Here is a 21,179-nt window from a genome sequence, read left to right as displayed (position 1 = left end):
TTGCCCGCGAAGGGAACAACGCAGGTCTAAAGCCGAACGGCTACAACCCGCCAGTCGCCTGAAAACTCACGCCGATCACCGTCAACACCGACAACGGCAACAGCAACGTATCAAGCAACGCGCTGGCCGGCAGATCGACACCCGGATAACTCGGCGCCTCTGCCCCAAAACGATCCATCGCACAGCAACCGCCATTCAGGGCGTACAAATCCAGGCGTGTCCCCGCATACACCACCGGCGCCCCCGGTTTGGCAGCATCCAGCGTGCGTGCCGTGGCGCACCCCGCCAGTTGCAGCGCCAGCACAATCGTCAGCAGCTTATTCATCGCTGGTCAGATGGTGTTCGCCCCAACGCGGCAGCATGTCTTGTGGAATGTTCAGCAGGTTGAGAATCCGCGCCACCACAAAATCGATCAGGTCATCGATGGTCTGCGGCTGATGATAGAAGCCCGGCGACGCCGGCAAAATGGTCACGCCCATGTTCGACAACTTGAGCATGTGCTCCAGATGAATGCTCGAATATGGCGCTTCACGCGGCACCAGAATCAGCTGGCGACGCTCCTTCAGCGTGACATCGGCGGCGCGCTCGATCAGGTTGTTGCAGGCACCGGTGGCAATGGCCGACAGCGTACCGGTCGAACACGGCACGACCACCATCGCCGACGGCGCACCGGAGCCCGAGGCCACCGGTGACATCCAGTCTTCCTTGCCGTACACCCGAATCTGCCCGGCGGCAGCGCCGGTGTACTCGGTGAGGAAAGCCTGCATCATTTGGGTTTTCGGCGGCAGCGTGACGTCAGTCTCGGTGGCCATCACCAGTTGCGCAGCCTTGGAAATCAGGAAGTGCACCTCGCGGTCTTCGCGGATCAGGCAGTCCAGCAGGCGCAAACCGTACTGGGCGCCCGAAGCGCCGGTCATCGCCAGCGTGATGCGTTCCGGGCCGTTGTTCATTGCAACGCCTCGGCGAGTTTGCCGTGCAGGCCGCCGAAGCCGCCGTTGCTCATGATCACCACGTGAGTGCCGGGCTGCGCCTGGCTCTTCACACGGTCGATGATGCCTTCCAGTGATTCGCTGACAATCGACGGCACCGTGCACAGCGCCGCCGTTGCGCCCAAATCCCAACCGAGGTTGGCCGGTGCGTACCAGATCACCTGATCGGCATCGACCACGCTTTCCGGCAAGCCGTCGCGGTGCGCGCCGAGCTTCATGGAGTTGGAGCGCGGCTCGATGATGGCGATCAGCGGCGCGTCGCCGATGCGTTTGCGCAGACCGTCGAGGGTCGTGGCGATGGCCGTCGGGTGATGGGCAAAGTCGTCATAGATGGTAATGCCGCGGACCTCGGCGACCTTTTCCATCCGGCGCTTCACGCTTTTGAACGCGCTCAACGCGGCGATGCCCATCGACGGCACAACACCGACATGCCGCGCTGCTGCCAGGGTGGCCAGTGCGTTGGCAACGTTATGCTGGCCGGTCATGTCCCAATCGACCACGCCTTGAGCGACGCCTTCGAACATCACTTCGAATTTCGAACCGTCTTCGCTCAGCAGTTTGACCTGCCACTGACCACCGGCGCCGGTGGTTTGCACCGGGGTCCAGCAGCCCATCTCGATCACGCGCTGCAATGCCGGCTCGGTGGTCGGATGGATCACCAGGCCTTCGCTCGGGATGGTCCGCACCAAATGGTGGAACTGCCGCTCGATGGCCGGCAGATCGGGGAAGATGTCAGCGTGATCGAACTCCAGGTTGTTCAGGATCGCCGTGCGCGGGCGGTAGTGAACGAACTTGGAGCGCTTGTCGAAGAACGCACTGTCGTACTCGTCGGCTTCGATCACGAAGAACGGCGTGCCGCCCAGACGCGCCGACACCGAGAAATTCTGCGGCACGCCGCCGATCAGGAAACCGGGGCTCATGCCCGCGTGTTCCAGCACCCAGGCCAGCATGCTGCTGGTGGTGGTTTTGCCATGCGTACCGGCAACGGCCAGCACCCAGCGGCCCTGCAACACGTGATCGGCCAGCCATTGCGGACCGGAGACATAAGGCAGGCCTTTGTTCAGAACGTATTCAACAGCCGGGTTGCCGCGGGACATGGCGTTGCCGATGACCACCAGATCCGGCGCCGGATCGAGCTGCGCGGGGTCATAACCTTGGGTCAGTTCAATGCCCTGCGCCTCGAGTTGAGTGCTCATCGGCGGATAGACGTTGGCATCGGAGCCGGTCACATGATGGCCCAGCTCTTTGGCCAGAACCGCCATCGAACCCATGAAAGTGCCGCAGATACCAAGAATATGAATGTGCATTAGTCGACCTCGTAAAACATGGCCGCAGGTTAGCGTAGGGAGGCGAAAATCGCACCTTGTGTTTGTAGGAGCGAGGCTTGCCCGCGAATGCCATCACACGGTTCACCTGATGCACCGCGTTATCGTTCTTCGCGGGCAAGCCTCGCTCCTACGCCTATCGGGCGATGCCGTGTTTACGCAGCTTTCTATAGAGGGTGTTACGGCTGACACCCAACTGCTCGGCGGTATGGGTCATGTGCCAACGGGTTTGTTCAAGCGCATTCAGCAACGCCAGGCGCTCGGCATCATCCAGCGGATGTTCGCAAGGCGGTTCGACGGCAACAACCGGCACCGGCCTGGCCTGTCGAATCATCGCCGGCAAATCCTCCAGCCCGATCCGGCCGCCATCACACAACGCCGCCAAGGTGCGCAGCACGTTGCGCAGTTGCCGCACGTTCCCGGGCCAGGCGAAACCCAGCAACGCCTGGCGGGCGGGTTCATCAATCAGCACCGTCTCCCCGCCCGCCTCTTCCGCCAGCAGGAAGTCGAGCAACTGCGATTTGTCACTGCGTTCGCGCAACGCCGGCAACGCAATCTCCAACCCATTGAGCCGGTAATACAAATCCTCGCGGAAGCTGCCGTCCTGCACCCGTTCCAGAAGATTACGGTGAGTCGCGCTGATGATCCGCACGTTGACCGCCTCCGGCTCGCCGCCAATCGGCACCACTTGCCGATCTTCCAGCACTCTTAATAGCCGGGTCTGCAACGCCAACGGCATGTCGCCGATTTCATCGAGGAACAAGGTCCCGCCATCCGCCTGCTGCAACTTGCCGCGCATGCCTTCCTTGCGTGCGCCGGTAAAGCTGCCGCCGCGATAGCCGAACAACTCGCTCTCGATCAGGCTTTCCGGGATGGCCGCGCAGTTGAGCGCGACGAACGCTTTTTCGGCCCGCTGACTGGCCTGATGCACCGCTTTGGCGAAGGCCTCCTTGCCGGACCCGGTTTCGCCGTTGATCAACAGCGGCACATCCCGTTCGAACACGCGCAGGGATTTGCGGAAGTCTTCCTGCAAACCCGCATCGCCCAGACAAATGCCCGACAGGCGCGCAGGTTCGGCAACGACCCGACTGGTCACTACCGGCACCGGAATGCTGCGCGGCTGACCGCGCAACACGGCAAACAGGGCACGCCCGTCACGTGCGCGCAACGGCCAACTGGCGCTGGCATTCACACTCGCCCGGCCCAGCAACTCATCCAGCGAGCAATCGAAAAACGCCTCGACCGGTTTGCCCAGCAGCCCGCCGCGACTATGCCCCAGCAGGTTCAGCGCGCTCTGATTGACCGCGCTGATCCGACCTTCGCCGTCGAACGCCAGCAGCCCTTCGCTGAACAGCCCGACGGATTCCGCCTGCAGGTGAAAACGCAGCAACCATTGATTGTCGAAGTAACGCAGGAAATAGCAGCTCTCGATCATCTTCGCCGACAGATTGACCAGGGCCATGGTGTGGAACTGACTTTGCCGCGACACCTCGTGCCGCGCCGAGGACACGTCGAGCACCGCCAGCAGTTCGCCATGCGGATCGAACACCGGGCTCGCCGAGCAGGTCAGGCCAGTGTGACGACCACGAAAATGTTCGTCCTGGTGAATGGTCAGCGACTGACGCTCCACCAGGCAGGTGCCGATGCCGTTGGTGCCTTCGCAGGCTTCGCTCCAGTCGGCACCGAGCCAGAGGCCGGCGCGTTCGAAAATCTTCCGCTCGGCGGGTGCCGTCACACAATTGAGGATCACCCCGCGCGCATCCGTCAGCAGCACCGCATGACCGGCGCCGGACAGCTGCTGATGAAGACTGCTCATTTCATTGCCGGCGATGTGCAGCACTTGCTGCAAGCGTTCGCGGCTTTCGAGGACACGACCGTGCTCCAGCACCGTCGGCGCCATGGTCAGGGCCGGGTCGAGGTGATAGTCCTCAAGACAACGCAGCCAGGAACGGGCAATGGACGGATCGCTGCCGGGACCGTGCAGGTGGGATTTCCCCTGGGTCACGGTCAGCACTTGCTGGGCATGGCGACTCAAATGGTTGTCGTGCATTTCTTATTATTCTCCCCGGGGCTCGGTGACCCGTATTGAGGTGATGCCCGAGCATCCTCCAGCCTAGCCCGCATTGCAATGCTGGCAAGACCGGTCAGTCACAGCTTGTGCCACAAGCGGTACAAACTGTCATGGGGGCTGTACCGAAAGCGTCACAGCCGCCATCCATCCGTCCGACAAAAAACGCGCAAGGCCTTGATTTGCCTAGCTCACAGGGCAGTGGCCCGACCTTTGCTCTACGCTTATAGCAAGCGCACATGCGCCTCTCTAATAAGTACAAAAGCCAAGGAGAAAACACCATGCGTTACGCTCACCCCGGTACTGAAGGCGCTATCGTTTCGTTCAAAGCCAAATACGGTAACTACATCGGCGGCGAGTTCGTCGCGCCTGTCAAAGGTCAGTACTTCACCAATACCTCGCCAGTGAATGGCCAACCGATTGCCGAATTCCCGCGCTCCACGGCCGAAGACATCGACAAAGCCCTGGACGCTGCCCACGCCGCTGCCGATGCCTGGGGCGCCACGTCCGCCCAGGCGCGCTCGCTGGTGCTGCTGAAAATCGCCGACCGCATCGAGCAGAACCTGGAACTGCTGGCGATCACCGAATCCTGGGACAACGGAAAAGCCGTTCGCGAAACCCTCAACGCCGACATCCCGCTGGCCGCCGACCACTTCCGTTACTTCGCCGGTTGCATCCGTGCGCAGGAAGGCAGCGCTGCCGAGATCGACGGCAACACCGTGGCCTATCACATCCATGAACCGCTGGGCGTGGTCGGGCAGATCATCCCGTGGAACTTCCCGATCCTGATGGCCGCGTGGAAACTCGCCCCGGCGCTGGCGGCGGGTAACTGCGTGGTGCTCAAGCCAGCAGAACAAACGCCGCTGGGCATTACCGTGCTGGTCGAGCTGATCGGCGACCTGCTGCCACCGGGCGTGCTCAACATTGTGCAAGGTTTCGGCAAAGAAGCCGGCGAAGCGCTCGCCACCAGCAAACGCATCGCCAAGATCGCCTTCACTGGCTCGACCCCGGTCGGCTCGCACATCATGAAATGCGCTGCCGAAAACATCATCCCGTCCACCGTGGAGCTGGGTGGCAAATCGCCGAACATCTTCTTCGAAGACATCATGAAAGCCGAACCGTCCTTCATCGAGAAAGCCGCTGAAGGCCTGGTGCTGGCGTTCTTCAACCAGGGCGAAGTCTGCACCTGCCCGTCCCGTGCGCTGGTTCAGGAATCGATCTACGACGACTTCATGAAGGAGGTGATGAAAAAAGTCCTGTCGATCAAACGCGGTGACCCGCTGGACACCGACACCATGGTCGGCGCCCAGGCGTCCGAGCAGCAATTCGACAAGATCCTTTCGTACCTGGAAATCGCCAAGGGCGAAGGCGCCGAGCTGCTGACCGGCGGCAAGGTGGAAAAACTCGAAGGCAGTCTGGCGACGGGTTATTACATCCAGCCGACCCTGCTCAAGGGCACCAACAAAATGCGTGTGTTCCAGGAAGAAATCTTTGGCCCGGTGGTGAGCATCACCACGTTCAAGGACGAAGCCGAAGCCCTGGCCATCGCCAACGACACCGAGTTCGGTCTCGGCGCCGGCCTCTGGACCCGCGACATCAACCGCGCCTATCGCATGGGCCGCGCCATCAAGGCCGGTCGCGTGTGGACCAACTGCTATCACCTGTACCCGGCGCACGCCGCGTTCGGTGGCTACAAAAAGTCCGGCGTCGGTCGTGAAACCCACAAAATGATGCTCGATCACTATCAGCAGACCAAAAACCTGCTGGTGAGCTACGACATCAATCCGTTGGGCTTCTTCTAACCCGGCGCGAAACCGCGTAACGGCCTTCGTGAGCAAGCTTCGCTCCTACAGGATCACGCCGTACCTGTAGGAGCGAGGCTTGCCCGCGAAGGCATCCTCAAACACACCACAAATCACTGCCCTGCCGCTCTGGCACGGGCTTTGCGTGCCCGCTCCACACCAAAAATCAGTTTCCGAAAGTCCAACAGATCAAACAATAAAAAAGACAGCGAGGACTTATGACTTCTTCCACACAGCTCAAACCCACACTCGGCACCCTGCACTTATGGGGCATTGCCGTCGGCCTGGTGATTTCCGGCGAGTACTTCGGCTGGAGTTACGGCTGGGGCACCGCAGGCACTCTGGGTTTCCTCGTCACCGCCCTGATGGTGGCGACGATGTACACCTGCTTCATCTTCAGTTTCACCGAACTGACTACCGCCATTCCCCACGCTGGCGGGCCCTTTGCCTACAGCCGACGGGCCTTCGGCGAGAAAGGCGGCTTGATTGCCGGCATTGCCACGCTGATTGAATTCGTCTTTGCGCCGCCAGCCATTGCCATGGCCATTGGCGCTTATCTGAACGTTCAATACCCGGAACTTGACCCCAAGATTGCCGCCGTTGGCGCCTATTTTGTGTTCATGACGCTCAACATCCTCGGCGTCAGCATCGCCGCCACGTTTGAACTGGTGGTGACCGTGCTGGCCGTCGCCGAGTTGCTGGTGTTCATGGGCGTGGTCGCGCCGGGCTTCAGTTTCAGCAATTTCGTGCTCAACGGCTGGTCGGGTTCGAACGAGTTCACCATTGCCTCAATCCCCGGCATCTTTGCGGCGATCCCGTTCGCGATCTGGTTTTTCCTCGCGATTGAAGGTGCGGCGATGGCGGCTGAAGAAGCCAAGGACCCGAAACGCACGATTCCCAAGGCGTACGTCAGCGGCATTTTGACGTTGGTGTTCCTCGCGATCGGCGTGATGGTGATGGCCGGCGGCGTGGGCGACTGGCGTCAATTGTCGAACATCAACGACCCGCTGCCTCAGGCGATGAAAGCCGTGGTCGGCAACAATTCGACCTGGATGCACATGCTGGTCTGGATCGGCCTGTTCGGGCTGGTGGCGAGTTTCCACGGGATCATTCTCGGTTACTCGCGTCAGTTCTTCGCCCTGGCCCGGGCCGGCTACCTGCCACGTTCGCTGGCCAAACTGTCACGTTTCCAGACCCCGCACCGGGCCATTCTGGCCGGCGGCGTGATCGGCATCGCGGCAATCTACAGCGACGGCCTGGTCAACCTGCAAGGCATGACGCTGACGGCAGCGATGATCACCATGTCGGTATTCGGTGCCATCGTGATGTACATCATCAGTATGCTGAGCCTGTTCAAGCTGCGTAAGACCGAGCCGAACCTGGAACGCAGCTTCCGCGCGCCGGGTTACCCGATCGTACCGGGGATTGCGCTGTTCCTGGCCGTGGTGTGCCTGGTGGCGATGGCGTGGTTCAACCCGCTGATCGGCTGTGTGTTCCTCGGTTTCATGGCGGCCGGGTATTTGTATTTCCAACTGACCGCCAAACAGCGCTTCGATGCGCCGGCGGATGCGATGCTCGAAGGCGCCTGAGTTGCACCGGTGCCGGGCTAACGCCCCGGCGCCTGCTTTATTGAAGTGCACATCGCTCCCACAAGGGAATGTCAGGGTAATCAAGACTTCTACACATCAGGAGGACACCGTGGCCACATTTGCCCATTCCATCGGCGCCCAGACCTACCGCTTCGCCAGCCTCAAAGAGGTCATGGCCAAGGCCAGCCCGGCGCGTTCCGGGGATTTCCTGGCCGGCGTCGCCGCCCTTAACGATGGCGAGCGCGTCGCCGCGCAAATGGCCCTGGCTGATATCCCGTTGACTCACTTCCTGCAGGAAGTGCTGATCCCCTACGAAACCGATGAAGTCACCCGACTGATCATCGACACTCACGACAAACAAGCCTTCGCCGTGGTCAGCCATCTCACCGTTGGCGGGTTTCGCGACTGGCTGCTCAGCGATGCCGCCGACGAACAGAGCCTGCGCGCCCTCGCACCAGGCCTGACGCCGGAAATGGCAGCAGCCGTGTCGAAAATCATGCGCGTGCAGGACCTGGTGCTGGTCGCGCAGAAAATCCGCGTGATCACGCACTTTCGCGGCACCATGGGCCTGCGGGGACGCTTATCCACCCGCCTGCAACCCAACCACCCCACCGACGAACCGGCCGGTATCGCCGCGAGCATTCTCGACGGCCTGCTGTACGGCAACGGCGACGCGATGATCGGCATCAACCCGGCCACCGACAGCATTGCCTCGATTTGCGCGATGCTGGAAATGCTCGACGCGATCATCCAGCGCTACGAAATTCCTACACAAGCCTGCGTGCTGACCCACGTCACCACGTCCATCGAAGCGATCAATCGCGGCGTTCCGCTGGACCTGGTGTTCCAGTCGATCGCCGGCACCGAAGCGGCCAATGCCAGCTTCGGCATCAACCTGAACGTGTTGCAGGAAGGTTACGACGCCGGTTTGAGCCTGAATCGCGGCACGCTTGGGCAAAACCTGATGTATTTCGAGACCGGCCAGGGCAGCGCCCTGTCGGCCAACGCCCACCACGGCATCGATCAACAAACCTGCGAAACCCGCGCCTACGCGGTTGCCCGACATTTCAAACCGTTTTTGGTGAACACCGTCGTAGGATTTATCGGCCCGGAATACCTCTACAACGGCAAACAGATCATCCGTGCAGGCCTGGAAGACCACTTCTGCGGCAAATTGCTGGGCGTGCCGATGGGCTGCGACATCTGTTACACCAATCACGCCGAGGCCGACCAGGACGACATGGACACCCTGCTGACCCTGCTGGGCGTGGCCGGGATCAACTTCATCATGGGCATCCCCGGTTCCGACGACATCATGCTCAACTACCAGACCACTTCGTTCCACGACGCGCTCTACGCCCGACAAACCCTGGGCTTGAAACCGGCGCCGGAGTTCGAACAGTGGCTGGCCAAGATGGGCATTTTCACTCAGGCCGATGGCAAGATTCATTTCGGCGAGCGCCTGCCGCCAGCCTTCCGCCAGGCGATGGGGCAACTGGGATGAGTGTCGAGATGGATAAACCGCCTGTTGATTCAGAAAATCCATTGCTGGAACTGCGGCGCCTGACCCCGGCACGGATTGCCCTGGGCCGCACCGGTACCAGCATGCCGACCAGCGCACAGCTGGATTTTCAGTACGCCCACGCCCAGGCTCGGGACGCGGTGCACCTGCCCTTCGACCATGCCGGGCTCAGCGCGCAACTGGCCGAATGCGGATACGAAAGTGTGCTCCTGCACAGCGCCGCCACCAACCGCGACAGTTATTTGCAGCGCCCTGACTTGGGGCGGAAATTGAGCGATGAGTCCGCGCAAATCCTGCGCAACCATGCTTCAGCCTATCCCGGCGGCGTCGATCTGGTGATTGTCGTGGCCGATGGTTTGTCGGCACTGGCTGTGCACCGCCACACCGTGCCCTTCCTTTCGCGCATGCGAGAGCAGATCGAAGTCGATGGCTGGACGGTTTCACCGGTGATTCTGGTAGAACAAGGCCGGGTCGCGATAAGCGACGAAATCGGCGAGTTGCTGGGCGCAAAAATGGTGGTGATCCTGATTGGCGAACGCCCAGGCCTCAGCTCGCCAGACAGTCTGGGATTATATTTCACCTACAATCCAAAGGTCGGTCTGACGGATGCTTACCGCAACTGCATCTCCAATGTGCGACTGGAAGGCCTGAGTTATGGCATGGCGGCACACCGATTGCTGTATTTGATGCGCGAAGCCTGTCGGCGACAGTTGTCGGGGGTCAACCTGAAGGACGAAGCGCAACTTCAGACGCTGGAGTCGGACGCAGGAGCGGACATGAAAGGTAATTTCCTACTGAGCCTGCCGGATGCCTGAACCGTTTCCGCATTGCGTTTCTGATTCAATTTCAGGCAGGATCGAAACACGGCTGCCCGAGTGAAGAACCGTTCGCCGTCAGAGCATGTGAAGACAGCCACTTGAAGACGAGACCTATCGATGCGGATTATTCAAGCGACCCTTGAACACCTGGACCTGCTGACCCCGTTGTTCGTCAAATATCGCGAGTTTTATGGTTCCCTGCCGTATCCGGACTCGTCCCGGGCGTTCCTCGAGAAACGCCTGCGTCGCAAGGAATCGGTGATCTACCTGGCCCTGGCCGATGACGACGACAAGAAGCTGATGGGTTTCTGTCAGCTGTACCCGAGCTTTTCGTCGCTTTCGCTTAAACGCGTATGGATCCTCAACGACATTTATGTCGCCGAAGACGCCCGCCGGCAGTTAGTGGCTGACAACCTGATGCGCACCGCGAAAAAAATGGCCAAGGAAACCAATGCCGTGCGCATGCGCGTTTCCACCAGCAGCGACAACAAAATCGCACAGAAAACCTACGAATCCATCGGATTCAAGGAAGACACTGAGTTTAAAAACTACGTGTTGCCGATCAGCGACGAGCTTTGATCCGCACCGAGCCCTCGTAGGAGCGAAGCTTGCTCGCGAAAGCGGTATGTCATTCAGCATATCCGCCGGATGCTCGACCGCTTTCGCGAGCAATCGAGCGTCGACCGGCTGCTCCTACAAAAAAAAGCAGACCGCGCCGCCGGTCTTGCGCGACACTCCTCGCTACAAACTCGACGCGCTTTTCACTTCTCAGCCCGTATAATGCCGACCTTTCCGGCTTGTAAGAAAAACTACACCCGTCTGTAGCCTTACGCGAAGTCATCCGCACAGGCCTGCCGAGTCGGGCCGTCACCACAGGTGCCTCCATGGATTTCAACCCGCTCGACCTTATCCTGCATCTCGATGTTTACCTCGACTTGCTGGTAAACAACTACGGGCCATGGATCTACGCCATCCTGTTTCTGGTGATCTTCTGCGAGACCGGCCTGGTGGTGATGCCTTTCCTGCCGGGCGATTCCCTTCTTTTCATCGCCGGTGCCGTGGCGGCCGGTGGCGGCATGGACCCGGTATTGCTCGGTGGCCTGCTGATGCTGGCGGCGATCCTCGGGGACAGCACCAACTACATCATCGGACGAACGGTGGGCGAGCGACTGTTCAGCAACCCGAACTCGAAAATTTTCCGCCGCGATTACCTGCAACAAACCCACGACTTCTATGACAAGCACGGCGGCAAAACCGTGACCCTGGCGCGCTTCCTGCCGATCATCCGCACCTTTGCTCCGTTCGTCGCCGGCGTGGCGAAAATGCCTTACCCGCGTTTCTTCTTTTTCAGCGTCCTCGGCACCATCCTCTGGGTTGGCGGCCTGGTGACCCTCGGTTACTTCTTCGGCAACGTGCCGTTCATCAAGAAAAACCTCTCGCTGCTGGTAGTGGGCATCATTCTGCTTTCACTGGTGCCGATGATCATCGGCGTGATTCGCAGCCGCTTCGGCAGCGCCGCGTCCAAAGCCGAACCACACTGAACGATGTGGTCGCTCAGCGCCTGGCGTCGCCGGCGCATCCTGGCCAGGCACCCGATTGCCGACGATATGTGGCAGCGGGTGCGCCATCACCTGAGTTTCCTCGACGGCATCAGCGCGGCTGAAGACCAGTGGTTGCGCGAAGCCTGCGTACTGTTTCTCGACGACAAACACCTGACCGCCCTGCCCGGCGTCGAACTCCATCAGGAACAGCGTTTACTGCTCGCCGCCCAGGCGCAATTACCGTTGCTGAAGCTGGGCGATCTGAACTGGTATCAGGGTTTTCACGAAATCGTCCTCTACCCCGACGACTTCCTCAGCCCGCAGCGCCATCGCGACGCCAGCGGCGTTGAACACGAGTGGGACGGCGAACACAGCGGCGAAGCCTGGCAGCAAGGCCCGATCATTCTGGCCTGGCCCGGCGTGATGGCCAGTGGTGGCTGGGAAGGCTACAACCTGGTGATCCACGAACTCGCGCACAAGCTCGACATGCTCAACGGCGACGCCAACGGCCTGCCGCCGCTGCACGCGGACATGCGCGTCAGCGACTGGGCCAAGGTCATGCAAGAGGCCTACGACGACCTCGACGGGCAACTGGAGCGCAACCCGGACGCCGAAACCGCCATCGACCCCTACGCCGCGGAAAACCCCGCCGAGTTCTTCGCGGTCACCAGCGAATACTTCTTCAGCGCCCCGGATTTGCTGCATGAGGCTTATCCACAGGTGTATGAGCAGTTGAGGCTGTTTTACCGGCAGGATCCACTGGCGCGTCTGCGGCAACTTCTGGCCGAGAACCCTGTCTATCAGGCACACGACTAAGGTCTACACGACCTCTGATCCGTAGCGTGATCGGCGGAATATGCCTATAATCGCCGCCACTTTTTGGTCAATCCGGCCAAGTGTTTTTGGTCAACTAACGGGGGCACCGCCCAATGAGCTACAGCAAGATTCCGGCTGGCAAAGACCTGCCGAACGACATCTACGTCGCTATCGAGATTCCGGCCAACCACGCGCCGATCAAATACGAAATCGACAAAGACAGCGATTGCCTGTTCGTTGACCGTTTCATGGCCACCCCGATGTTCTACCCGGCCAACTACGGTTACATCCCGAACACCCTGGCTGACGACGGTGATCCCCTCGACGTGCTGGTCGTGACCCCTTACCCGGTTGCTCCAGGCTCCGTGATCCGCGCTCGTCCGGTCGGCATCCTGAACATGACCGACGACGGCGGCGGCGATGCCAAAGTCATCGCAGTCCCACACGACAAGCTGTCCCAGCTGTACGTCGACGTGAAGGAATACACCGACCTGCCAGCCCTGCTGATTCAGCAGATCGAGCACTTCTTCGCGAACTACAAAGATCTCGAAAAAGGCAAATGGGTGAAAATCGAAGGCTGGGCCGGTGCAGACGCCGCCCGCGAAGCGATCACCAAGTCGGTTGCTGCCTACAAAGGCTGAGACGCCACTGGCCTTGCGCCACTGACGACTTGAAAAAACCCCGGTTTATCCGGGGTTTTTTGTGCCCGCAGAAAAGCTTTTAAACGTGCCGTTTAACCATCCGGTGAATCGGTTTTTTCTTGTTTAATTTTTACTCGATACGTCTTACATCCGGTCTTAAATTTCCCTCGTATTTTGAACGGTTCGTTTATTCAAAGCCTCGCCATACGCCCGTAAACTCGTGCCCATGAAGAAAAAAAACACTAGCGGTCCACGGTTTAAAGCGCTCCTCAAAGTAGCGAACATCACGACGACCGGATTCGCCGAATACCTCGGCACGGCGCCGCAAAACGTCCACAACTGGTACACCCGCGGTGTGCCCGATCACTGCATGGAAGCCGTCGCCAGAAAACTCTCGGTCAACAGCGAGTGGCTCAAATATCTCGAAGGCCCGAAAGACGCCAAACACCTGCGTCTGGTCAGCGACACCGGCAACACCTTCGACGCCCAGGCCCTCCGCGGCATCTACACCGTCATCGAACCCACCGATGTCGAATTGCACTTTTACAAAGAAGCGCCCATCGCTCCCGGCTCCAGCAAAACCCACGTGGTCGAGGACACCAGCCACCCCATCCGCCTACCCCGCAGCCACCTCGACTCCCTGGAAATCAACCATGCGGATGCCATCTGCGCCTACATGATCGGCAACAGCATGGCCGAGAAAATTGAAGACGGCTCAACCATCGCCATCGATCGCGGCCTGACCCAGATTGTCGATGGAGAAATTTATGCGATCGAACACGACGGGATGCTGCGCATCAAGTACCTGCACCGAATGCCGGGCAATGGATTGCGAATGCGCAGCCACAACAGCGCCGAGTACCCGGATGAGACTTTCAGGGCCGCGCAAATTGAAGAGCAGAACATCCGGGTGTTGGGGTGGGTGTTTTGGTGGTCGACCCTCAACAAACGCAGACCGCCGTTGCCGTTCCTGTAATACCGCGCCGCATACTTCGCCGGCAAGCTGGTCTCGCTCCTACAGGTACTGCGCAGTACCTGTAGGAGCGAGCCTGCTCGCGAAGGCGGTGGAACATTCACCGAAAAATCCACGCGAATTACCTGGCCAGAGCCCACCCGACAGCTCTACCCCACACACCACACTGGGAATTCCCCAAAAAAATCAGTATGCTGCGCCCCACATTTGCGCATCGACCCGCCCAGCGGCTCCGATCGCACCGACAAGGCAGATGATTTTCTCGCCGAGTCCCACAGCCGGACGCAAGATCCGGGTGTACGTTTTGAAGGCTGGCGCGGTTTACCAAAAATGAACCAAGCCAGTCCCCGAGAAGCCGGCCACAAGCCGGCTTTTTAATGTCTGCAGCCTTTATAAAATAAGGCCCATTTTGCAGAGCCCATCTCAGCCATACTTCAGCCCATATCCTCGATTTCGCAAGCTCTAGGCCATCGCGAACACTTCGAACAGTTGCTGTTAACAATCCCCGGTAAACCACAAGCAGAGCCTCCAATACCTACCGCTCCTGCATTGCCTATGACATGTAGGCAGTTCGACGGGTTAAACTCGGCTTTTTTGCCTACTCCAAGGAACTGTCGCGTGAATACGGAAAACCATTCCCAGACGGCCGCCTTTCTCTGGTCGATTGCCGACCTGCTCCGTGGTGATTTCAAGCAGTCCCAGTACGGCCGCATTATTCTGCCATTCACCTTGCTGCGGCGCATGGAGTGCGTGCTGACCCCGACTAAGGACGAAGTGATCAAGCAGACCTTCGCTCAGGAAGGCCGCCCCGATACCGTGCGCGAAATGATTCTGCTGCGCACTGCCAACCAGCAGTTCTTCAACGGATCTCCAATGACTCTCGGCACGTTGTCCGACACTCAGACCGCCGCGGACCTGATGAGCTACGTTCAGGCTTTCAGCAAGGACGCCCGCGAGATCTTCGAACATTTCCACTTCGAGGATTTCGTCCAGCAGTTGGCGACCGCCAATTTGCTGTATCAGGTGGTGCAGCGTTTTGCCGTCGCGCCCTTGGAACCTGAGCGCATCAGCAACTTCGGCATGGGCATCATCTTCGAAGAACTGATCCGCAAGTTCGCCGAAAGCTCCAACGAAACTGCGGGTGAGCATTTCACCCCACGAGATATCGTGCACCTCACCACTTCGTTGGTGATTACCGATCAGGACCACAAGCTTGCGCCCAACAGTATCGTCACCATCTATGATCCAACCGCGGGTACGGGTGGTTTTCTGTCCGAGGGCGATGAATACATTCAGTCCATCAGCGAAAAGGTCAGCGTCTCCCTGCACGGCCAAGAGCTAAATCCCGAGTCGTACGCTATCTGCAAAGCGGACATGCTGATCAAGGGCCAGGACGTGGCCAGCATCAAGCTCGGCAACACGCTGTCCAACGACCAACTGGCTGGCAAGCACTTCGACTTCATGCTCAGCAACCCGCCGTTCGGCGTGGAATGGAAGAAGGTGCAAAAGCAGATCACCGACGAGCACAGCCACAAGGGGTTCGACGGCCGCTTCGGCCCTGGCCTGCCACGAGTGTCTGACGGCTCGTTGCTGTTCCTGTTGCACTTAGTCAGCAAAATGCGTGACCCACGCGACGGTGGCTCGCGCATCGGCATCATCCTCAACGGCTCGCCGCTGTTTACCGGTGGCGCGGGTTCGGGTGAGTCCGAGATTCGCCGCTATCTACTGCAGAACGACCTGGTCGAAGCTATCGTTGCGTTGCCGACTGACATGTTCTATAACACCGGGATTGCCACTTATGTGTGGATACTCAGCAACCACAAAGCCGCCGCACGGCAGGGCAAGGTGCAGTTGATTGACGGCAGCCAGCACTTCGCCAAAATGCGCAAGTCGCTGGGCAGCAAGCGGCAATACATCACCGAAGATCAAATCAGCGAGATGGTGCGCCTATACGGCAGCTTTGAACAAACCGCGCAGAGCAAAATCTTCCCCATCGATGCCTTCGGCTACCGGCGCATCACCGTCGAGCGTCCGCTGCGCCTGAACTTCCAAACTAGCGCTGAACGCATCGGCAAAGTGCTGGAAGAAAAAGCACTGCAGAAGCTCGACAGTGCCATTCAGCAGCAACTGATTGCCGCCCTGCAAGTCATGGACTCGGGCGTGCTGCACCGTAACCGCGAGCAGTTCAGCAAGCTGCTGAAAAAAGCCCTCGCCACGCACAGCGTCAGTCTCAGTACACCAGAGCGCAAAGCTTTGCTCAATGCCCTGAGCGAGCGCGATCCAGAGGCCGACATCTGTACCACTAACGGCCAACCGGAAGCTGACGCCGGACTGCGTGACAACGAGAACGTACCGCTTGGCGAGTCGGTGCACGCCTACTTCCACCGCGAAGTCATCCCCCATGTGCCGGATGCCTGGATTGACGAAACCAAGACAGACGCCCTGGACGGAGAGGTCGGCATTGTCGGCTTCGAGATTCCATTCAACCGACACTTTTATGTGTTTCAGCCACCGCGTCCATTAGCAATTATCGACCGTGACTTGAAAGCCTGCACCGATCGCATCAAGCAGATGATTGAGGGGCTGTCGGCATGACGTTTCCAACCTACCCAGAGTACAAAGACTTCGGAGCACTGGGGTCCGGTGAGGTGCCAACGCATTGGATTTTAGGCTCCATAAAGCGTATGGGCTGGATACGTAACGGAAAAGATTACAAGGATGTAGAGAGCCCTGACGGTGAATACCCAGTTATTGGCTCGGGAGGGCAGTTTGCAAAGGCCACACGGTATCTTTATGACGGAGAGTCTGTATTGCTTGGCCGGAAGGGAACAATAGATAAACCTCTATATATTCACGGTCGATTCTGGACTGTCGATACCATGTTCTACACCGAAGTGTGCTTAGGCGCTTCAGCAAAATTCTTCTATTACAACGCGCTCACAATTCCCTTTCAGTTCTACTCAACCAGTACTGCTCTACCGAGCATGACCCAGGGCGATTTACTCAATCACCCTTGCGCCATTCCACCAGTTGAAGAACAAACCCAAATTGCTCGCTTTCTTGACTACGAAACCGCCCGCATCGATGCCCTGATCGAAGAGCAGCAGCGCCTGATCGAACTGCTCAAGGAAAAGCGCCAAGCCGTGATCTCCCACGCCGTCACCAAAGGCCTCGACCCCACGGTTCCTATGAAAGGCTCCGACGTAGAGTGGCTAGGCGAGGTACCGGTGCATTGGGCGGTTGCACCAACAAGCTATCGCTATGAAATTCAGTTGGGGAGAATGCTGAACGAACAGCGTGCGCAGGGCGAATACCTGAAGCCCTATCTCCGAGTATTTGATGTTCAGTGGAACGCAATTAATACTCTGGATTTGCCTCTGATGGATTTTCCTCCAGAAGCTCAGCGCTCATACCGGCTAAAAATTGGAGACCTGCTGGTCAATGAAGGTGGTAGCTATGTTGGTCGCTCGGCAATATGGAGAGGTGAGTTGGACGAGTGCTACTACCAGAAAGCTCTCCATCGATTGCGACCCCGTGATTTCAATAGCGATACTGCGGAATTTTTTTTATACGTGATGGAAATGGCGACTCAAAGAGGGGTGTTTGTTGCCGGCGGTAATCAGACTACGATCGACCATTTGACTGCCGAACAGCTGCGTCAGTATCGATTTGCTTTTCCTCCTTTAAAAGAGCAACAGCAGATCTCAAAGCATGTATCTATCGAAACATCGAAGATTTCTAGTACAGCCCGCGATGCAGAAGAACTTATTGCTCTTCTCCAAGAGCGTCGCGCTGCCCTAATTTCAGCAGCTGTGACTGGCAAAATCGACGTGCGCGGCTGGCATCCTGCAACCAGCACGCGTGAGTTTCCCGAATTAGAAAAAGAGGCTGTGTAATGGCGGACAGCAAGGAAGCGCAGTTTCAACAGGACATTATCGCCGCACTGGTCGTCCAAGGCTGGTTAGTGGGTACGGCCAGTGGCTACGACCGCCACACGGCGTTGTACACCGAAGATGTGTTGGACTACTTCAAGGAGGCTTGGCCGGAGCGCTGGGACAAGTTCGCCAAGGCCAACCCCAATGCTCCAGAAGAGGTTCTGGTACAGAAGCTCGTGCGCGAACTGGAGCAGAGCGGCACCCTGGATGTGCTGCGCCATGGCTTCAAGTTGCCGGCGGTGAAGGTGGAGCTGTGCAGCTTCCAGCCCGACCACGGTATGAACCCGGATACCTTGAAGCGCTACCAGTGCAACCGCCTGCGCGTGGTACCGGAGGTGTCCTACTCGCCGCATGCGCGTGAGGCTGGCAGCAGTGGGCAGAGCTACAATCCACGGCTGGATCTGGTACTGTTCGTTAACGGCATCCCCACAGCCACGCTGGAGCTGAAAAGCGAGTTCAAGCAGTCGGTCGAGAACGCCAAGCGTCAGTACCGTTACGACCGCCCGGTGAAAGACCCGCTGACGCGCAAGCCCGAGCCGCTGCTGACCTTCAAACGTGGCGCGCTGGTGCACTTTGCCGTAGGCCAGAATGAGGTTGCGATGACCACAAAACTGGCGGGCAAGGATACCTTCTTCCTGCCTTTTAACCTCGGCAATGAGGAAGGCGGCGCGGGCAACCCAATACCTGCCGACGATAGCCAGTACGCCACCAGCTACCTGTGGCAGCGTTTGTTGCAGCCAGATGCCTGGCTCAAAGTCCTGGGGCGCTTTCTGCACCTGGACAAAAAAACCAGCGAAGGCTTCGACGGAACACTAGTTACCAAGGAAACGATGATCTTCCCGCGTTACCACCAATGGGAAGTGGTCAACAAGCTGGTCAACACCACCCGCGCCGAAGGACCTGGCAAGCGCTATTTAATCCAGCACAGCGCCGGCTCGGGCAAGTCCAACTCCATCGCCTGGACTGCGCATCAACTGGCCTCGCTGTATGACGCCGCCGGCCAGCGCCTGTTCAACTCGGTGATCGTGGTCACCGACCGCACGGTGCTTGATAGCCAGTTGCAGAACACCATTTACCAGTTCGAACATGCCCAGGGCGTGGTCAAACCGATCAGTCGCGATGTTGGCAACCAGAGCAAGTCCGAACAACTGGCTGAGGCGCTGGCTGAGCAGACGCGCATCATCATCGTCACCATCCAGACTTTTCCTGCGCTGTTCGATGCCCTAGACAAGTACCCCAAGCTGGCTAGCGGGCGTTATGCAGTAATCGCTGACGAGGCGCATTCCTCGCAAACTGGCACGTCGGCCAGCAAGCTGAAACAGATTCTAGGCAGCGATGCACTGGACGCCGAGGAAGTCAGCGCCGAAGAGTTGTTGGACGCAGCCGTACAGGCGCGCCAACCGAATGAGCGCATCAGTTACTACGCCTTCACTGCCACACCCAAGGCCAAGACCCTGGAGCTGTTCGGTCGCCCGGTCGACCCCACGCTGCCGGCCAGTTCCAGCAACAAGCCGGAGGCTTTTCATCTGTATTCCATGCGCCAGGCTATCGAGGAGGGTTTCATCCTCGACGTGCTGCGCAACTACACCACCTACAGCACCGCTTGGAAGATCGCCCACCCAGATGGCGAAGACGACGAGGTGGACAGCAAGAAGGCGCGCATCAAGCTAGCGCGCTGGGTGCGTTTGCATCCATACAACATCAGTCAAAAGGTTGAAGTGATCGTCGAACACTTCCGCGCCAATATTCGCAATTTGCTCAATGGCCAGGCCAAGGCCATGGTGGTGACCAGCAGCCGCCAGGAGGCTGTGCGTTACCAGTTGGCGGTGAGAGCCTACGTACAGCAGATGGGTTACAACGATGTCCACCCGCTGGTGGCATTTTCCGGCAGCGTGCTACCGGATGAGGTGATCCCCGAAGAGGTGACGGAAAACAGCAGCCTGCTCAACCCTGGCCTGAATGGCCGCGACCTGGCAGTGGCGTTCGACACCCAAGACTTCAACGTGATGATCGCGGCCAATAAGTATCAGACTGGCTTCGATCAACCCAAGCTGTGTGCCATGTACGTGGACAAGAAGCTGCAAGGCGTGGACTGCGTACAGACCCTGTCGCGGCTGAACCGCACTTTCGGTGACAGCAAGGAAACCTTCATCCTCGACTTCTTCAACGAGCCGCAGGATATTCTCGACGCCTTCTTGCCGTACTACACCAAGGCCGAGCTGACCGATGTAACCGACCCGCAGATCATCTATGACCTGCAGAAGAAGTTGGATGCCGAAGGGATCTATCACTGGCAGGAAGTCGAGGCTTTCGCCATGTCCTTCTTCGACCGCAAGGCGGCGGCCAGCAAGCTCAGCTATTACTGCGCGCCGGCCAAGGAGCGCTTTGCCAAGCGTTATGCCTTCTCGGTGGAGTCGCATCAGCAGGCGCTGGATTACAAGCGCATGGCCGAGGCGAACGGTGACAGCGCCGGCCTGAAAAAAGCCGAGCATGCGCTGAAAGCGACCGGCGAACAGATCGATCAACTGGACCTCTTCCGAAAGAATCTGCAGAGCTTCGTGCGCCTGTACGAGTTCCTCTCGCAGATTGTGCCCTATGAGGACCGCGAACTAGAGCAGCTCTGCGTGTACGCCAAACATCTGCACCCGCTGCTGCGCTTCGATCGCCTGCAACAAGACGACGTGGACGTGGGCGAGCTGCAACTGAGCCACTACCGCCTGAGCAAGCGCGCCGAGCATCAGTTGCGCCTGAACGAGGAAAACGGCGAATACACACTCAAGCCCGGCAGTGATGTGGGTAGTGGTAAGCCTCATGATCCGGAGAAGAAGCGCTTGTCAGAAATTATCGAGGCGCTGAACGATATCTTCGGTGCAGAGGTGAGCGATGACGATCAGTTGCAGTTCCTCACCGGTATCGCCCAGCGTATCAGGCGCCAGGAAGATGTGATGGCCCAGGTGAACAACCACTCCGTGGATCAAGTGATGCATGGCCTATTTCCTAAGCGCGTTCTCGATACCGTATTAGACGCCATGACAGACCACGAGAAGCTGTCGCTGGAAGTTTTGGATAACGAAACGAAGAGCCGGGCGTTTGCACTGGTGATTTTGAAGATGCTGAAATCGGCAGCGAGCCTTGATAAGACCGTTCCACAGGCGTAAGG

General features: G+C 58.8%; 16 protein-coding genes. 12 read left to right on the top strand and 4 right to left on the bottom strand.

The genetic code is table 11. The annotated features are described in order from the left end of the window. Nucleotides 1-40: 40 nt before the first annotated feature. From KGA82_RS28910 to KGA82_RS28895, 4 genes are all read right to left on the bottom strand, one after another. Nucleotides 41-325, bottom strand: a complete 285-nt coding sequence (locus KGA82_RS28910) for a YceK/YidQ family lipoprotein (protein ID WP_008035760.1) — start codon at nucleotides 323-325, stop codon at nucleotides 41-43. Beyond that, a complete protein-coding gene (gene ubiX, locus KGA82_RS28905) occupies nucleotides 318-950 on the bottom strand; it encodes a flavin prenyltransferase UbiX (protein ID WP_008035761.1) in 633 nt (210 codons plus the stop codon). Before ubiX ends, KGA82_RS28910 begins: the two co-directional genes overlap by 8 nt. Continuing rightward, a complete protein-coding gene (gene mpl / locus KGA82_RS28900; RefSeq protein ID WP_223453270.1) occupies nucleotides 947-2,296 on the bottom strand; it encodes a UDP-N-acetylmuramate:L-alanyl-gamma-D-glutamyl-meso-diaminopimelate ligase in 1,350 nt (449 codons plus the stop codon). Before mpl ends, ubiX begins: the two co-directional genes overlap by 4 nt. Nucleotides 2,297-2,450: 154 nt before the next feature. Continuing rightward, the gene (locus KGA82_RS28895; protein WP_223453269.1) at nucleotides 2,451-4,364 is read right to left on the bottom strand and encodes a sigma-54-dependent Fis family transcriptional regulator; all 1,914 of its coding nucleotides are present in this window, start codon (nucleotides 4,362-4,364) and stop codon (nucleotides 2,451-2,453) included. A gap of 299 nt (nucleotides 4,365-4,663) precedes the next feature. Between KGA82_RS28895 and KGA82_RS28890 the strand changes: the two genes are divergently transcribed. The 12 genes from KGA82_RS28890 (at nucleotide 4,664) to KGA82_RS28835 (ending at nucleotide 21,177) form a co-directional block, all read left to right on the top strand. Then, nucleotides 4,664-6,184, top strand: a complete 1,521-nt coding sequence (locus tag KGA82_RS28890; RefSeq protein ID WP_008035766.1) for an aldehyde dehydrogenase family protein — start codon at nucleotides 4,664-4,666, stop codon at nucleotides 6,182-6,184. A gap of 218 nt (nucleotides 6,185-6,402) precedes the next feature. Next, nucleotides 6,403-7,773, top strand: coding sequence for an ethanolamine permease (eat, locus tag KGA82_RS28885; RefSeq protein ID WP_008035770.1), 1,371 nt, complete (start codon nucleotides 6,403-6,405; stop codon nucleotides 7,771-7,773). A 109-nt stretch (nucleotides 7,774-7,882) separates the two neighbouring features. After that, nucleotides 7,883-9,277 (top strand): ethanolamine ammonia-lyase subunit EutB, encoded by a 1,395-nt coding sequence (locus tag KGA82_RS28880; RefSeq protein ID WP_008035777.1) that lies wholly within the window; start codon nucleotides 7,883-7,885, stop codon nucleotides 9,275-9,277. 8 nt (nucleotides 9,278-9,285) lie between these two features. Next, nucleotides 9,286-10,110: an ethanolamine ammonia-lyase subunit EutC gene (eutC, locus tag KGA82_RS28875; protein WP_177318901.1), complete on the top strand. Its 825-nt coding sequence runs from the start codon at nucleotides 9,286-9,288 to the stop codon at nucleotides 10,108-10,110. 120 nt (nucleotides 10,111-10,230) lie between these two features. Then, nucleotides 10,231-10,692: a GNAT family N-acetyltransferase gene (locus KGA82_RS28870; RefSeq protein WP_008042983.1), complete on the top strand. Its 462-nt coding sequence runs from the start codon at nucleotides 10,231-10,233 to the stop codon at nucleotides 10,690-10,692. A gap of 305 nt (nucleotides 10,693-10,997) precedes the next feature. Continuing rightward, nucleotides 10,998-11,654, top strand: coding sequence for a DedA family protein (locus KGA82_RS28865; protein WP_008042985.1), 657 nt, complete (start codon nucleotides 10,998-11,000; stop codon nucleotides 11,652-11,654). 3 nt (nucleotides 11,655-11,657) lie between these two features. Beyond that, on the top strand, nucleotides 11,658-12,470 hold the full coding sequence (locus KGA82_RS28860; RefSeq protein ID WP_223453268.1) for a zinc-dependent peptidase: 813 nt from the start codon (nucleotides 11,658-11,660) through the stop codon (nucleotides 12,468-12,470). 113 nt (nucleotides 12,471-12,583) lie between these two features. After that, nucleotides 12,584-13,111 (top strand): inorganic diphosphatase, encoded by a 528-nt coding sequence (gene ppa, locus KGA82_RS28855; protein ID WP_007990564.1) that lies wholly within the window; start codon nucleotides 12,584-12,586, stop codon nucleotides 13,109-13,111. Nucleotides 13,112-13,337: 226 nt separating this feature from the next. Continuing rightward, nucleotides 13,338-14,087 (top strand): S24 family peptidase, encoded by a 750-nt coding sequence (locus KGA82_RS28850; protein ID WP_223453267.1) that lies wholly within the window; start codon nucleotides 13,338-13,340, stop codon nucleotides 14,085-14,087. A gap of 615 nt (nucleotides 14,088-14,702) precedes the next feature. Continuing rightward, nucleotides 14,703-16,679, top strand: coding sequence for an N-6 DNA methylase (locus KGA82_RS28845; protein ID WP_223453266.1), 1,977 nt, complete (start codon nucleotides 14,703-14,705; stop codon nucleotides 16,677-16,679). Continuing rightward, nucleotides 16,676-17,980, top strand: a complete 1,305-nt coding sequence (locus KGA82_RS28840; RefSeq protein WP_223453265.1) for a restriction endonuclease subunit S — start codon at nucleotides 16,676-16,678, stop codon at nucleotides 17,978-17,980. The genes KGA82_RS28845 and KGA82_RS28840 overlap by 4 nt, the downstream gene beginning before the upstream one ends. Then, on the top strand, nucleotides 17,980-21,177 hold the full coding sequence (locus tag KGA82_RS28835; protein ID WP_223453264.1) for a type I restriction endonuclease subunit R: 3,198 nt from the start codon (nucleotides 17,980-17,982) through the stop codon (nucleotides 21,175-21,177). Before KGA82_RS28840 ends, KGA82_RS28835 begins: the two co-directional genes overlap by 1 nt. Nucleotides 21,178-21,179: the final 2 nt, after the last annotated feature.

It is taken from the genome of Pseudomonas sp. BF-RE-22, assembly GCF_019956155.1.
Taxonomy (GTDB): Bacteria; Pseudomonadota; Gammaproteobacteria; order Pseudomonadales; family Pseudomonadaceae; genus Aquipseudomonas; species Aquipseudomonas migulae.
This window is presented reverse-complemented; position numbering and strand designations above follow the sequence as displayed.